A 12,508-nucleotide genomic window follows, 5' to 3' on the forward strand; every position below is an offset into this window, starting at 1 on the left:
GCCAGGGCGACGGCGTCCTCGTCGCCGACAGCCCCCCGGGCGGGTCGGGCACGCGGTCGCGCAGCCCGCTGACCGATCCCCATCAGCTGGCCGACAGCGATCCCGCCTGGGCCGGCGGCGACGCGCTGCGCATCCGCCGGCTCGCCCGCGCGATCACCCCGCGCGTCGCCCGGCCCACGCTGCGGCTGGTCAACAGCGTCCCCGGCCCGCTGGCCGGGGCGCTGCGCACCTGGCTGGACATCCTGTCCGTCGTGAACGCGAAGGTTCGTCCGGCGTGAGCCAGTCGACCGCCCCGTACCGCACCGGCGTCGCCTCCGAGTTGCGCCGCGCGATCACCAATGTCGCTGTGCCGCACAACGAACCGCCCGGCGTGGTGCGCCGCCGGCGGGTCGTCGTCGCCGTCACGCTGGCGATCGGCGCCGCGGTCCTCGGGTTCTCGCTGCGCCGCCACCCGGGCGAGTCCAGCTTCTACTGGCTGACGCTGCTGCTGGCGGCGGTGTGGATCGCCGGCGGGTTCCTCTCGGGCCCGCTGCACCTGGGGGGCATCTGCTGGCGCGGCCGCAACCAGCGACCCGTCATCACCGGCACGACCGTCGGGCTGCTGCTCGGCGGTGTCTTCCTCGTGGGTGGACTGATCGCCCGGGAGATAACGCCGGTGGCGGAGCTGATCACCCGGGTGCTGCTGTACGCCCACCATGGTTGGTATCCGGTGATCGTGGCGATCACGCTCATCAACGGCATCGCGGAGGAGGTCTTCTTCCGCGGCGCGCTCTACACGGCGCTCGGGCGGTACCACCCGGTGCTCATCTCGACCGTCCTATATACCTGCGCCACGCTGGCCAGCGGCAACCCGATGCTGGGGTTCGCCGCGGTGATCCTCGGGACGGTGTGCGCGCTGGAACGCCGGGCCAGCGGCGGGGTGCTGGCGCCGGTGCTGACCCACTTCGTGTGGGGCCTGATCATGGTGCTCGCACTGCCCCCGCTGTTCGGCGTCTGACGCCTCGCGTGGCGTCGCGCGCCAGGGCGCTCAGCGCGGCGGTGCGCAAGGGCCGCAACGCAATCCAGGACAGCCGCCCCGGCAGGCCGCACGGCACAAAGGTCGCCCGCTGCGTGTAGCGGGCGCCGCCGCCGTCCCGCGGCGCGACGCCGATCTCCAGCCACGCCTGGCCCACCGAGCTCGGCCCCGAGGTCAGCCGTAGCGCGCCGCCGGGTTCGCGCTCCTCGACGGCCCATCCCTTGAACAGGCGGCTTCGGGCGACCGCGGCCTCGGCCGCCCGCCACACCGCGCCGGGTTCGGCGGCGGTCTCGGCGGTGCGCACGTCGGAGTGGATGATCTCGCCGGCCCAGCGCGGGTCGCTGGGCAGCGGCTCGGCGGGATCCGAACCCAGCGAGGCCCAGGTGGCGTCGGTCAGGCCGCGCGTCGCGCGGTCGAGCGCGAGCTCGACGGCGCGGCGGTAGCCCGTCAGGCCGCCGGCCGGCGGCTCGATGATGCCGTCGATGTCCGAATTGCGCATCACCGCATCGCATTCCAGCGATTCGATCAGCGGGCGCGCCAGCCCGGGCGGGATCGGGGTGACGGCACCGATCCAGAGGCTGGCGATCGTCGGGGTCAGGAACGGCAGCACCACCAGATAGCGCCTCCCCAGCCCCGCGACCTCCGCGTAGACGCGCATCATGTCGCCGTACTCGAGGACGTCGGGCCCGCCGATGTCCCACGTCCGGGACTGCGGCACCGGTGCCGTCGCCGCGGCGACGAGGTAGTGCAGCACGTCGCGCACCGCGATCGGCTGGATCTTGTTGTGCACCCACTTCGGCGTCGTCATCAGGGGCAACCGGTCGGTGAGGTGGCGGATCAGCTCGAACGACGCGGAACCCGACCCGACGACCACCCCGGCCTGCAACACCAGCGTCTCGATGCCGGAGTCGATGAGGGCCTCGCCGACGGCCGCGCGCGACTCCAGGTGCGCGGACAGCTTGCGGCCCTCGGGATGCAGCCCGCTCAGGTACACAATCCGCCGCACCCCGGTGCGGCGGGCGGCGGTCACCACGTTGCGCACCGCGCGGTCTTCCTCGGCGGCGAAGTCCTTGGCGCCGCCCATCGAGTGGACCAGGTAGTAGACGACGTCGATCCCGTCGAACGCCGCGGTCAGCGACTCGACGTCGCCGAGGTCGCCGCGCGCCACCTGCGCCCGTTCCCGCCACGGCACGTCGGCCAGCTTGTCCGGGTTGCGCGCCAGGGCGCGAACATCGTGGCCCTCGTCGAGCAGTCGGGGCACCAACCGGGCACCGATGTAGCCGGTCGCCCCGGTGACCAGGCAGCGCACCATCGACCCTCCGTTCCTCGCAGGTTATTCGGACCCAACGCGGGGAAGGATTGCCGGTTCTGGGGAGGAGTAAGCCTGTCAGTCGTCGGTGAAGTTGGGGGCGCGGCGCTCCTGGAAAGCCGTTGTGCCCTCCTTGAAGTCGTGTGACACCAGCAGCCGCGACTGCCCCTCGTATTCGCGGTCCAGGGCGGCGTTCAACTCGGTGAGCGTGGCCGCGTTGATCGCCTGTTTGGTCTTGGCGAAGGCCACCGCCGGACCCGCCAGCAGCCGTGCGATCACCTTGTCCACCTCGGCCTCGAACTCGTCGGCCGGATAGACTGCGCTGACCAGCCCCCAGGACAGGGCCTCGGCGGCGGGCAACCGCTCGGGCAGCAGCGCCATCTGCATCGCCCGGATCCGGCCGACCGCGGCCGCGATCAACGCCGACGCGCCGCCGTCGGGCATCAACCCGATCTTGGTGAAGGCGAGCATGAAAAACGCTTTGTCCGAAGCCAATACGACATCACAGGCCAGGGCGAGCGAAACGCCCACGCCGGCCGCCGGGCCCTGAACCACCGCGACCACCGGGTGCGGCACCGCGGCGATGGCCCGTATCAGCCGGTTGATCTCGAGCACGATCTCGTCGGGCGGGACGCCGCCGCTGCCGGCCATGTCGTCGGCGCTGATGCCCGCCCCCGAGCAGAAGCCGCGGCCCGCGCCGCTAATCCGGACCACGCGGACCGCGGGGTCGGTGGCCGCGCGTTCCAGCGCGTCGGCGATGCCGGTGATCACCGGGACCGTCAGGGAGTTCAAGCTGTCGGGGCGGTCGATGGTCACCGACAGCGCGCCGTTCGTCAGCGTGACGTCGAGACCAGCGACCGGTGCAAGCGTGGCGATTCCAGAATCCGGCATGCGCCTCAGACTACGGCCCCCTCGTGGCGACCCGCTTCACCCGGCTTCGCCGCGTTCGCGATCACCACCGGTGACCGGGCTGCGCGCCCGTCGAGCGCGGCTGAGAAGATGCCAACGACGTCAAAGCGGACGAAGGGGCAACATCATGGCGGGACCGCTGCAAGGACTGCGCGTAGTCGAGCTGGCCGGCATCGGGCCGGGCCCACATGCCGCCATGATCCTGGGCGATCTGGGCGCCGACGTGGTGCGCATCGACCGGCCGTCCGGCAGTTCGAGCGGTGTCGTCAAGGACGCCATGAGCCGCAACCGCCGCATCGTGACCGCCGACCTCAAGTCCGACGAGGGCCGCGAACGCGTGCTCCAGCTCGTCGCGAAGGCCGACGTCTTGATCGAGGGCTACCGCCCCGGCGTCACCGAGCGGCTCGGCCTGGGCCCCGACGACTGCGCGAAGGTCAACGACCGGCTGGTCTACGCCCGGATGACCGGCTGGGGCCAGACGGGCCCGCGCAGCCAGCAGGCGGGCCACGACATCAACTACATCTCGCTGAACGGGATCCTGCACGCCATCGGCCGGGTGAACGAGCGGCCGGTGCCGCCGCTGAACCTGGTCGGCGACTTCGGGGGCGGCTCGATGTTCCTGCTCGTCGGCATCCTGTCCGCGCTGTGGGAGCGGCAGAGCTCCGGCAAGGGCCAGGTCGTCGACGCCGCGATGGTCGACGGCTCCAGCGTGCTGATCCAGATGATGTGGCAGATGCGCGCGTCGGGGATGTGGACCGACGTGCGCGGCACCAACATGCTCGACGGCGGCGCGCCCTACTACGACACCTACGAGTGCGCCGACGGCCGCTACGTCGCCGTCGGCGCCATCGAGCCCCAGTTCTATGCGGCCATGCTGGCCGGGCTGGGCCTCGACGGCGCCGACCTGCCGCCGCAGAACGACGTCACCCGCTGGCCCGAGCTGCGGGCGATCCTGACCGAGAAGTTCGCCGGCCACGACCGCGACCACTGGGCCAAGGTGTTCGCCGACTCCGACGCCTGCGTGACGCCGGTGCTGGCCTTCGGCGAGGTGCAGACCGAGCCGCACATCACCGAGCGCAACACCTTCTACGAGGTCAACGGCGCGCTGCAGCCGTTGCCTGCGCCCCGGTTCTCCCGCACCGCGCCGGACACGCCGCGCCCCGCGGCGCCGGCGACCGACGTCGAAGCCGTGCTCAAGGGATGGGTATAGTCCCCAACCAACTGGTTGGCTGGACGAGAGGGAAGGACACGCATGGAGATCAAGGACGCCGTCGCCGTCGTCACCGGGGGAGCCTCGGGCCTGGGCCTGGCCACCACCAAGCGCCTGCTCGACCGGGGTGCCCAGGTGGTGGTGATCGACCTCCGCGGTGAGGAGGCGGTCCGCGAGCTCGGCGACCGGGCGCGTTTCGCGCAGGCCGACGTCACGGACGAGGCCGCTGTCGCCAAGGCCCTCGACACCGCGGAGTCGATGGGTCCGCTGCGCATCAACGTCAACTGCGCGGGCATCGGCAACGCGATCAAGACTCTGTCCAAGGACGGCCCGTTCCCGCTGGACGGCTTCAAAAAGGTGGTCAGCGTCAACCTGATCGGCACGTTCAACGTGCTGCGGCTGGCCGCCGAGCGCATCGCCAAGACCGAACCCCTCGGCGAGGAGCGCGGCGTCATCATCAACACCGCCTCGGTGGCCGCGTTCGACGGCCAGATCGGCCAGGCCGCCTACTCGGCGTCCAAGGGCGGGGTGGTCGGCATGACGCTACCGATCGCGCGCGACCTGTCGCGCGAACTGATTCGCGTGGTGACCATCGCCCCCGGGCTCTTCAAGACGCCGCTGCTCGGTTCGCTGCCCGAGGAGGCGCAGAAGTCGCTGGGCAAGCAGGTGCCGCACCCGGCCCGGCTCGGCGATCCCGACGAGTACGGCGCGCTCGCCGTGCACATCGTCGAGAACCCGATGCTCAACGGCGAGGTCATCCGGCTCGACGGCGCCATCCGCATGGCCCCCCGCTAAGCCAGACAGGCAAACGAAAGCCCCCCGCGGTGAGCGGGGGGCTTTCGTTCGTAAGCAAGACCAGTGGCTATCGACGGAACCATCGACTGACGGCGGGTTCGGCCATGAGGAGCCGCGCTAATACGCTCATGACGGTCAGCTCGCCGTCTGCAGCGGGTGCCAGTCTTCGAGCTGCTCCGAGGTCTCGCCTTCCACCAGCATGTCGCCGTGGTAGAGGGCGTCGAAGTCAGCCTTGATGACGTCTGCGCTTGAGTCGTCGATCCACATGACACTGAGCGTATGGGCCGCCTCTAAGGATTCTTTGAGTCACGATTCGGAAAATGATGGCAATTTACCGGCGGGTAGGTTTCCGGCGGGTAAGGGCGCCTCTGCGCCCCCTGAGCGGCTGAGATGCGGCCCTACTTTCTGGCCCGGCCCTCAGGACGGTCCGGGTTTGAACCAACCCGCCGCGCAGAACCGTACTAATGGGTAAGGTTGTTTTACACCTGTCAGTTATCGCTGATAAGTTACCGCCGATAGGGGCGGTCCAGCGTGGCCGGCACGGGGGCGGGAGGACCGGGGAACATGCTGCAAGCGATCGCTCGACTGGCCATAGCGGCCCCACGAAGAATCATTGCGATCGCGGTCCTGGTCTTCATCGGCGCTGCCGTCTTCGGCATACCCGTGGCCAAGAGCCTGTCCCCCGGGGGTTTTCAAGACCCGAACTCCGAATCGGCCCACGCCATCGACGTCCTGACCAACAAGTTCGGCCAGAGCGGTCAGCAGATGCTGATCATGGTGACGTCTCCCGCCGGCGCCAACAGCGAGCAGGCGCGCAGGGTGGGCACCGACCTCGCCCGCGACGTCCAGGGGTCGCCGCTGGTGTACAACGTGACCTCGGCCTGGACCGCGCCCCCGCAGGCCGCCGCAGACCTGGTCAGCAAGGACGGTAAGTCGGGGCTGATCGTGATCAACCTCAAGGGCGGCGAAAACTTCGCGCAGAGCAACGCGCAAACCCTGGCGGACCAATTCGTCCACGACCGCGACGGCGTCACCGTCCGCGCCGGCGGCCCGGCGATGCAGTACGCCCAGATCAACAAGCAGAACCAGGACGACCTGGTGGTCATGGAGATGATCGCGCTCCCGCTGAGCTTCCTCGTGCTGATCTGGGTGTTCGGCGGGCTACTGGCGGCGGCGCTGCCGATGGCCCTCGGGGCGCTGGCCGTCGTCGGCTCGATGACGGTGTTGCGGCTCATCACCTTCACCACCGAGGTGTCGATCTTCGCGCTGAACCTGAGCACCGCCCTGGGCCTGGCGCTGGCCATCGACTACACGCTGCTCATCGTCAGCCGCTACCGGGACGAGTTGGCCGAGGGCAGCGACCCCCACGAGGCGCTGATCCGGACCATGGCCACCTCGGGGCGCACGGTGCTGTTCTCCGCGGTCACCGTCGCGTTGTCGATGTTGGCGACGGTCGCGTTCCCGATGTACTTCCTGAAGTCGTTCGCCTACGCGGGCGTGGCCACGGTCGCGTTCGTCGCCGTCGCGTCGATCGTGGTGACCCCGGCCGCCATCGTGCTGTTGGGTCCCCGGCTGAACTCGTTCGACGTGCGCCGCCTGATCCGCCACGCGCTGCGCCGGCCCGATCCGCTGCACCGGCCGGTCGAGGAGTGGTTCTGGTACCGGTCCAGCAAGTTCGTGATGCGCCGCTGGGCGCCGATCGGCCTGGCCGTCATGGCGCTGCTGCTGCTGCTCGGGCTGCCGTTCTTCTCGGTCAAGTGGGGTTTCCCTGACGACCGGGTGCTGCCGCGTTCGGCGTCTTCGCATCAGGTCGGCGACGAACTGCGCAACGATTTCGCGCACGACTCCGCGACCGCCGTTCCCGTCGTCGTCAACGACGTCCGCGGATTGAGCCCGGCAGCATTGGACACCTACGCCGCCGACCTGTCGCGGGTCCCCGACGTATCGGGCGTGTCGGCGCCCGGCGGGACCTTCGTGGGCGGAAACAAGGTGGGGCCGCCGGCCGCGGCCACCGGACTGGCCGACGGCAGCGCGTTTTTGACCGTGAGCAGCACGGCGCCCCTCTTCACGCAGGCCAATGACATCCAGCTCACGCGGTTGCACCAAGTGCGCGGCCCGGACGGTCGCTCGGTGGAAATGGGCGGGGTTGCGCAGGTCAACCGGGACAGCGTCGACGCGGTCACCGATCGGCTGCCGCTGGTGCTGGGGCTCATGGCCGCGGTGACGTTCGTCCTGCTGTTCCTGCTCACCGGCAGCGTGGTGCTGCCGCTGAAGGCGCTGATGTGCAACGTGCTGTCGCTGAGCGCGGCCTTCGGCGCGCTGGTGTGGATTTTCCAGGACGGCCATCTCGGCGCGCTGGGGACGACCCCGAGCGGGACGCTGGTGGCCAACATGCCGGTCCTGCTGTTCTGCATCGCCTTCGGGCTGTCGATGGACTACGAGGTGTTCCTGATCTCCCGCATCCGGGAGTACTGGCTGGAGTACCGACCCGACAACCCGACCGCGAAAGAGGCGCACGCCGCCAACGACGAGGCGGTGGCGCACGGCGTCGCCCGCACCGGTCGGGTGATCACCGCGGCGGCGTTGGTGATGTCCATGTCGTTCGCCGCGCTGATCGCCGCGCACGTGTCGTTCATGCGGATGTTCGGCCTGGGGCTGACCCTGGCCGTGTTCGCGGACGCCACCCTGGTGCGGATGGTTCTGGTGCCGGCGTTCATGCATGTGATGGGCCGCTGGAACTGGTGGGCGCCAAAGCCTTTGGTGTGGCTGCACGAGCGGTTCGGGATCAGCGAGGCGCCGTCCGAGATACGCGTGCACACCGAGCCGGCCCCGGGGGCGGTGCAGCACAACGGGCGTCCGGTCCGGGAATCGGTGACCAACATTGGTTGACGTGTCGGTCGAGGGCCTGCGTCGGGCCAGGGCTCCGCGCGGTTCCGGCGAGCGGCTTCGCGACGAGATCTTGTCGGCGGCCACTGATTTGCTGTTGGAAACGGGGCACGCCCGGTCGGTGTCGATTCGTTCGGTGGCCCAGCGCGTCGGCATCACGCCGCCCTCGATCTATCTGCATTTCGCCGACAAGGACGCGCTGCTGGACGCGGTGTGCGCGCGCTACTTCGAAAAGCTGGACCCCGAAATGCGGCGGCTGGCCGGCGAGCACACCTCGCAGGTCGAGGTGCTGCGCGCCCAGGGGCTGGCCTACATCCGGTTCGCGGTCGCGACCCCGGCGTTGTACCGGATCGCCACGATGGGCGAGTGGCGCTCGGGAAGCAGCGTCGATGCGACGCTGAACGGCTCGGCGTTCAAGCACATCCGCGCCACCGTGCGCAGGCTGATGGACGACGGTACCTACCGCCCCGGCGACCCGACCACCGTCGCCCTGGAGCTGTGGAGCGCGCTGCACGGGGTGGCGGCCATGCTGATCGCCAAGCCCCACTTGCCGTTCGGCGATGCCGAGGCATTCGCCGACCGCGTGCTGTCGTCTGTATTCTGCGGGCAACTGGTGATGGGGTACTGCGGTCGGGACGCCACACCTCAAAGGTTGGCGGCATGGGTCGCCACGCATCGCCCCCAGGAAGGCACTCGGATATGACGCAGGTAGCGGAGTCCACGATCGACCATCCGTTCTTCGCGCGCGTTTGGCCCGTCGTCGCCGCCCACGAGGCGCCGGCGGTGCGGGCCCTGCGCCGCGAGAACGTGGCCGGCCTGTCGGGCCGCGTGCTGGAGATCGGGGCGGGCGCCGGGACGAACTTCGCGAACTATCCGTCTTCGGTCGAGAAGGTGATCGCGGTCGAGCCGGAGCCCCGGCTGGCCGTCCACGCCCGCGCCGCGGCCGCCGTGGCGCCCGTGCCGGTCGAGGTCGTCGGGCAGACCGCGGAGGCGTTCAGCGACTCCGAGCCGTTTGACGTCGTGGTGTGCTCGCTGGTCCTGTGCTCGGTGCGCGACCCCGCAGGCGTGCTGCGGCGGATTCATTCGTTGCTGCGGCCGGGCGGGGAGCTGCGTTTTCTCGAGCATGTCGCCAGCGCCGGCGGGCGCGGGCGCGTGCAGCGGTTCGCCGATGCGACGTTGTGGCCCAGGCTGTTCGGTAACTGCCACACGCACCGCGACACCGAACGCGCCATCATCGACGCGGGGTTCCAGATCGACACGTCGCGGCGGGAGTGGACGTTGCCGGTGTGGGCGCCGTTGCCGGTGTCGGAACTGGCGCTGGGCCGGGCGCGGCGGCCGTAACCCGTTCTCGCCGAGACTGCGCTCAGCGCGTGCCTTGGCGGGCAAATCCCGATCTGTGCGCAGTCTCGGTCGCCCTGAACTCCCATGCGTCGCGAACTCGCTCGACGACGTCGGCGCGGCGATCGGACGCGATCACCCGGATGACGATCCAGCCGAGCCGGTCCAATGCCTCCCTGCGACGAATGTCCCATGCGTACTGCGCGGGGTCGAGGCGATGTTGCTCCCCGTCATACTCGACGGCCACCATGAGGTGCTCCCATCCCATATCGAGGTAATACCGCTGCGCCCCCGCCATCACCGGGATCTGGGTCGTCGGCCGCGGCAGGCCTGCGCGGATCAACAGCAGGCGCAGCCACGTCTCTTTCGGCGACGCTGAGCCCGGGTCGACGAGATCCAGCGCCACTTCCAGCTGTCTGAGTCCCCGCGCCCCGCGATGCCGGTCCGCAATTGCGAGGACCTCGTCTACCTTCGTGCCCGTCGCCCGCGTCAGGGCGTCCAAGCGTGCGATCGCCATGCCGATCGGGCGGCGTCGGCCGATATCGAAAGCGGTGCGTTCCGGCGTCGTGACGGGAATGCCCGCTACCACCCGGACGTCCTCCGGAACAAGGCTGTAGTCATAGGTCTTCATGCCCTGCGGCGGGCGCGCGTTCGACCACACCAACTCGACGGGCAGGTCCTCGTCCACCCACTTCGAGCCGTGCCACGCGGCCGCGGTCATCCCGCGAGCACGCCTTCCCGGCGCGACCACAGCCACGCCGCAATCGCGCGGTCGCGCAATGTCAGCCATTGATCGCGCCGCACGTAGACATCGGGGAACACCGCGCGGAATTGTGACCGCAGCTGATGTTTTCGCAGGATCCCGGCTTTCACCGCCTCGCTGCCGATAAACGGTTCGTCAGTTGTCATGGCCGCACACTCGCCGTCCCCGCCGACGGCAGGCGCGCCGAAACTGCGCTCAGCGCGCAAAAATGTGGACGAATCGCGATCTGTGCGCAGGCTCGGTGAAGGCGAGCTACTTCAGCAGCGCCGGCAACCGCTGCAACAGCTCGGGCAGCGCCTGGCTGGCACCCTCGCGGATGCTGATCGTGGCGCTCCGGGTCAGCGGTGTCGGCTCGGGATTGACCTCGACGACGACGCTGCCGCGCGACAGCGCCAGGTCCGGCAGGCCGGCCGCCGGGTAGACGATCGCCGAGGTCCCCACCACGACCATCACGTCGGCGGACTGCGTCGCCTCGACGGCGCGCTGCCAAGGCTCATCGGGCAGCGCCTCACCGAACCACACGATGTCGGGCCGGATGAGGCCACCGCAGTGGCACACCGGGGGTTCGACCTCCAGCGCCGGCTCGGCCATCCGGGGAAGCGGCCCGGTGTAGTCCATATCGCAACGGTCGCAACGGAATTCGAAGAGACTCCCGTGCAGGTGGTGCACCACGGTGCTACCCGCGCGCTCGTGCAGATCGTCGACGTTTTGGGTGACGACGGTGACCTCGGCGTGGTCTTGCCAGGCGGCGATCGCGCGGTGCCCTGCGTTGGGTTCGACGTCGGCGACCAGGTAGTGGCGCCACAGGTACCAGCCCCAGACCCGTTCGGGGTTCTTGTGCCACCCTTGCGTGCTGGACAGCTCGTAGGGATCGAAGCGGGCCCACAGTCCGTTCTTGTCGTCCCGGAAGGTCGGCACTCCGCTTTCCGCGGAGATCCCCGCGCCGCTGAGCACAGTTACTCGCATCCCACAAACATAGTCGTGGTTGGGACATACTGAAGACGTGGAGCTGCGGGATTGGCTGAAGGTCGATGTGAAGGCGGGCAAACCGCTGTTCGACCAGCTCAGAACCCAGGTCATCGACGGGGTTCGGGCCGGCGCGCTGCCACCCGGGTCGCGCCTCCCGACGGTGCGTGACCTGGCGGGTCAGCTGGGCGTCGCGGCAAACACGGTGGCCCGCGCCTATCGGGAGCTCGAGTCGGCGGCGATCGTCGAAACGCGCGGGCGCTTCGGCACTTTCATCTCCCGCTTCGATCCGACCGACGCCGCGATGGCCGCGGCCGCCAAGGAGTACGTGGAGGTGGCCAAGGCGTTGGGCCTGACCAAGTCCGACGCGATGCGGTATTTGACCAACGTGCCGGACGACTGAGCGCGCCGGTGTCAGCGCAACACCTTGGCCAGGGTGCGTAGGTTGCGGGTCGTCGTCGAGGATTTATAGCGCGCCTTGCCCATCGTCTTGCCGATGGTGCTGTCCAGCGTGCTGCCTTTGGGAACCTGCCAATAGACGACGCCGTCACCCCGGGCGATCCGCTCGTCGGGGCCGGCACCCAGGGCCGCGAGCTCGTCCAGCACGGCGGGATCGGCGACGAAGGTGACGTACGACTGATACCCGTCGACCTCGCGCTCGAACGGGTAGGCATCGACGACGGCACGCACCGCCTCGAGGTCGTACACCAGCACCCACGCGTCGTAGCCGAACCTGTCGCGCAGCGTGGCTTCGGCTTTCTTGCGCACCGACGCTGCGGTGGCCGACGCTTCCAGCAGCACGTTGCCGCTGGCCAAGACCGTGCGGACATGGGCGAATCCGGCGTCGGTCAGCGCGCTTGCGACCTCGGCCATCTTGAGGTTGACGCCGCCGACGTTGACGCCGCGCAGGAACGCCGCGTATTTGGTCATGCCCCGATTTCACCACGACGTAGGCTTTCTGCCATGGGACGCCAAGTCTTCGACGACAAACTGTTGGCCGTGATCAGCGGGAACTCCCTCGGGGTGCTGGCCACCATCAAGCGCGACGGGCGGCCCCAGCTGTCGAACGTGAGCTACCACTTCGACCCGCGGGAGATGGTGGTCCGCGTGTCCATCACCGAGCCGCGGGCCAAGACCCGCAACCTGCGCCGCGACCCGCGGGCCTCGATCCTGGTCGACGCCGACGACGGATGGTCGTATGCGGTCGCCGAGGGCACCGCGGAACTGACACCCCCGGCGGCCGCCCCCGACGATGACACCGTCGAGGCGTTGATTGCCTTGTATCGCAACATCGCCGGTGAGCACCCGGACTGGGAC

At 69.5% G+C, this 12,508-nt stretch carries 13 protein-coding genes and 2 pseudogenes; 9 read left to right on the forward strand and 6 right to left on the reverse strand.

What is annotated here, in order from left to right; genetic code table 11:
- Both A5673_RS29445 and A5673_RS04700 read left to right on the forward strand, forming a co-directional pair.
- Positions 1 to 278, forward strand: a pseudogene (locus A5673_RS29445) (NAD-dependent epimerase); the annotation flags it as partial.
- Positions 275 to 997, forward strand: coding sequence for a CPBP family intramembrane glutamic endopeptidase (locus A5673_RS04700; RefSeq protein ID WP_068227623.1), 723 nt, complete (start codon positions 275 to 277; stop codon positions 995 to 997). The pseudogene A5673_RS29445 and the gene A5673_RS04700, both read left to right, overlap by 4 nt.
- Here A5673_RS04700 and A5673_RS04705 read toward each other — a convergent pair.
- Positions 960 to 2,327 carry an NAD(P)H-binding protein gene (locus A5673_RS04705; RefSeq protein WP_068227626.1) on the reverse strand — a complete coding sequence of 456 codons (1,368 nt, stop codon included), beginning with the start codon at positions 2,325 to 2,327 and terminating at the stop codon, positions 960 to 962. The two genes, A5673_RS04700 and A5673_RS04705, sit on opposite strands and share 38 nt — an antisense overlap.
- A 75-nt stretch (positions 2,328 to 2,402) precedes the next feature.
- On the reverse strand, positions 2,403 to 3,215 hold the full coding sequence (locus tag A5673_RS04710) for an enoyl-CoA hydratase (protein ID WP_068227628.1): 813 nt from the start codon (positions 3,213 to 3,215) through the stop codon (positions 2,403 to 2,405).
- Positions 3,216 to 3,360: 145 nt separating this feature from the next.
- Here A5673_RS04710 and A5673_RS04715 point away from each other — a divergent pair, with 145 nt between their 5' ends.
- Together A5673_RS04715 and A5673_RS04720 are read left to right on the forward strand one after the other, a co-directional pair.
- Entirely contained in the window at positions 3,361 to 4,443 is a 1,083-nt protein-coding gene (locus A5673_RS04715; protein ID WP_068227631.1) for a CaiB/BaiF CoA-transferase family protein, read from the forward strand.
- Positions 4,444 to 4,485: 42 nt separating this feature from the next.
- Positions 4,486 to 5,238: a 3-hydroxyacyl-CoA dehydrogenase gene (locus A5673_RS04720; RefSeq protein ID WP_068227636.1), complete on the forward strand. Its 753-nt coding sequence runs from the start codon at positions 4,486 to 4,488 to the stop codon at positions 5,236 to 5,238.
- Between the two features lie 135 nt (positions 5,239 to 5,373).
- Here the strand turns inward: A5673_RS04720 and A5673_RS30315 are convergent, their stop codons facing one another.
- Positions 5,374 to 5,505: a hypothetical protein gene (locus tag A5673_RS30315; protein ID WP_255361745.1), complete on the reverse strand. Its 132-nt coding sequence runs from the start codon at positions 5,503 to 5,505 to the stop codon at positions 5,374 to 5,376.
- Positions 5,506 to 5,802: 297 nt separating this feature from the next.
- Here A5673_RS30315 and A5673_RS04725 point away from each other — a divergent pair, with 297 nt between their 5' ends.
- Genes A5673_RS04725 through A5673_RS04735 form a run of 3 tightly spaced genes read left to right on the forward strand, consistent with a single transcriptional unit; the run spans position 5,803 to position 9,465 of the window.
- Positions 5,803 to 8,127 (forward strand): MMPL family transporter, encoded by a 2,325-nt coding sequence (locus A5673_RS04725; RefSeq protein ID WP_068227640.1) that lies wholly within the window; start codon positions 5,803 to 5,805, stop codon positions 8,125 to 8,127.
- A gap of 1 nt (position 8,128) precedes the next feature.
- A complete protein-coding gene (locus tag A5673_RS04730) occupies positions 8,129 to 8,827 on the forward strand; it encodes a TetR/AcrR family transcriptional regulator (protein WP_068227643.1) in 699 nt (232 codons plus the stop codon).
- Positions 8,824 to 9,465, forward strand: a complete 642-nt coding sequence (locus A5673_RS04735; protein ID WP_068227646.1) for a class I SAM-dependent methyltransferase — start codon at positions 8,824 to 8,826, stop codon at positions 9,463 to 9,465. The genes A5673_RS04730 and A5673_RS04735 overlap by 4 nt, the downstream gene beginning before the upstream one ends.
- 22 nt (positions 9,466 to 9,487) lie before the next feature.
- Here A5673_RS04735 and A5673_RS04740 read toward each other — a convergent pair.
- Together A5673_RS04740 and A5673_RS04745 are read right to left on the reverse strand one after the other, a co-directional pair.
- A pseudogene (locus tag A5673_RS04740) lies at positions 9,488 to 10,371 on the reverse strand (DUF559 domain-containing protein).
- A 106-nt stretch (positions 10,372 to 10,477) separates the two neighbouring features.
- Positions 10,478 to 11,191: an NAD-dependent deacylase gene (locus tag A5673_RS04745; RefSeq protein ID WP_068227649.1), complete on the reverse strand. Its 714-nt coding sequence runs from the start codon at positions 11,189 to 11,191 to the stop codon at positions 10,478 to 10,480.
- Between the two features lie 37 nt (positions 11,192 to 11,228).
- Between A5673_RS04745 and A5673_RS04750 the strand changes: the two genes are divergently transcribed.
- Positions 11,229 to 11,594: a GntR family transcriptional regulator gene (locus A5673_RS04750; RefSeq protein WP_067012596.1), complete on the forward strand. Its 366-nt coding sequence runs from the start codon at positions 11,229 to 11,231 to the stop codon at positions 11,592 to 11,594.
- A gap of 11 nt (positions 11,595 to 11,605) precedes the next feature.
- On the opposite strand, the gene A5673_RS04755 is transcribed toward A5673_RS04750, so the two are convergent.
- Positions 11,606 to 12,121 (reverse strand): DUF1697 domain-containing protein, encoded by a 516-nt coding sequence (locus A5673_RS04755; RefSeq protein ID WP_068227651.1) that lies wholly within the window; start codon positions 12,119 to 12,121, stop codon positions 11,606 to 11,608.
- 33 nt (positions 12,122 to 12,154) lie between these two features.
- On the opposite strand from A5673_RS04755, the gene A5673_RS04760 reads away from it, so the two are divergent.
- Positions 12,155 to 12,508: PPOX class F420-dependent oxidoreductase (locus A5673_RS04760; protein ID WP_068227654.1), on the forward strand; the 354-nt coding region annotated here is incomplete at its 3' end.

This window comes from Mycobacterium sp. E3198, assembly GCF_001667015.1.
GTDB lineage: Bacteria > Actinomycetota > Actinomycetes > Mycobacteriales > Mycobacteriaceae > Mycobacterium.

Coding starts and splice junctions, on each gene's coding strand:
- A5673_RS04755 (WP_068227651.1), bottom strand. CDS start 12,121: ATGACCAAATACGCGGCGTTCCTGCGCGGCGTCAACGTCGGCGGCGTC.
- A5673_RS04715 (WP_068227631.1), top strand. CDS start 3,361: ATGGCGGGACCGCTGCAAGGACTGCGCGTAGTCGAGCTGGCCGGCATC.
- A5673_RS04725 (WP_068227640.1), top strand. CDS start 5,803: ATGCTGCAAGCGATCGCTCGACTGGCCATAGCGGCCCCACGAAGAATC.
- A5673_RS04705 (WP_068227626.1), bottom strand. CDS start 2,327: ATGGTGCGCTGCCTGGTCACCGGGGCGACCGGCTACATCGGTGCCCGG.
- A5673_RS04720 (WP_068227636.1), top strand. CDS start 4,486: ATGGAGATCAAGGACGCCGTCGCCGTCGTCACCGGGGGAGCCTCGGGC.
- A5673_RS04745 (WP_068227649.1), bottom strand. CDS start 11,191: ATGCGAGTAACTGTGCTCAGCGGCGCGGGGATCTCCGCGGAAAGCGGA.
- A5673_RS04735 (WP_068227646.1), top strand. CDS start 8,824: ATGACGCAGGTAGCGGAGTCCACGATCGACCATCCGTTCTTCGCGCGC.
- A5673_RS30315 (WP_255361745.1), bottom strand. CDS start 5,505: ATGTGGATCGACGACTCAAGCGCAGACGTCATCAAGGCTGACTTCGAC.
- A5673_RS04710 (WP_068227628.1), bottom strand. CDS start 3,215: ATGCCGGATTCTGGAATCGCCACGCTTGCACCGGTCGCTGGTCTCGAC.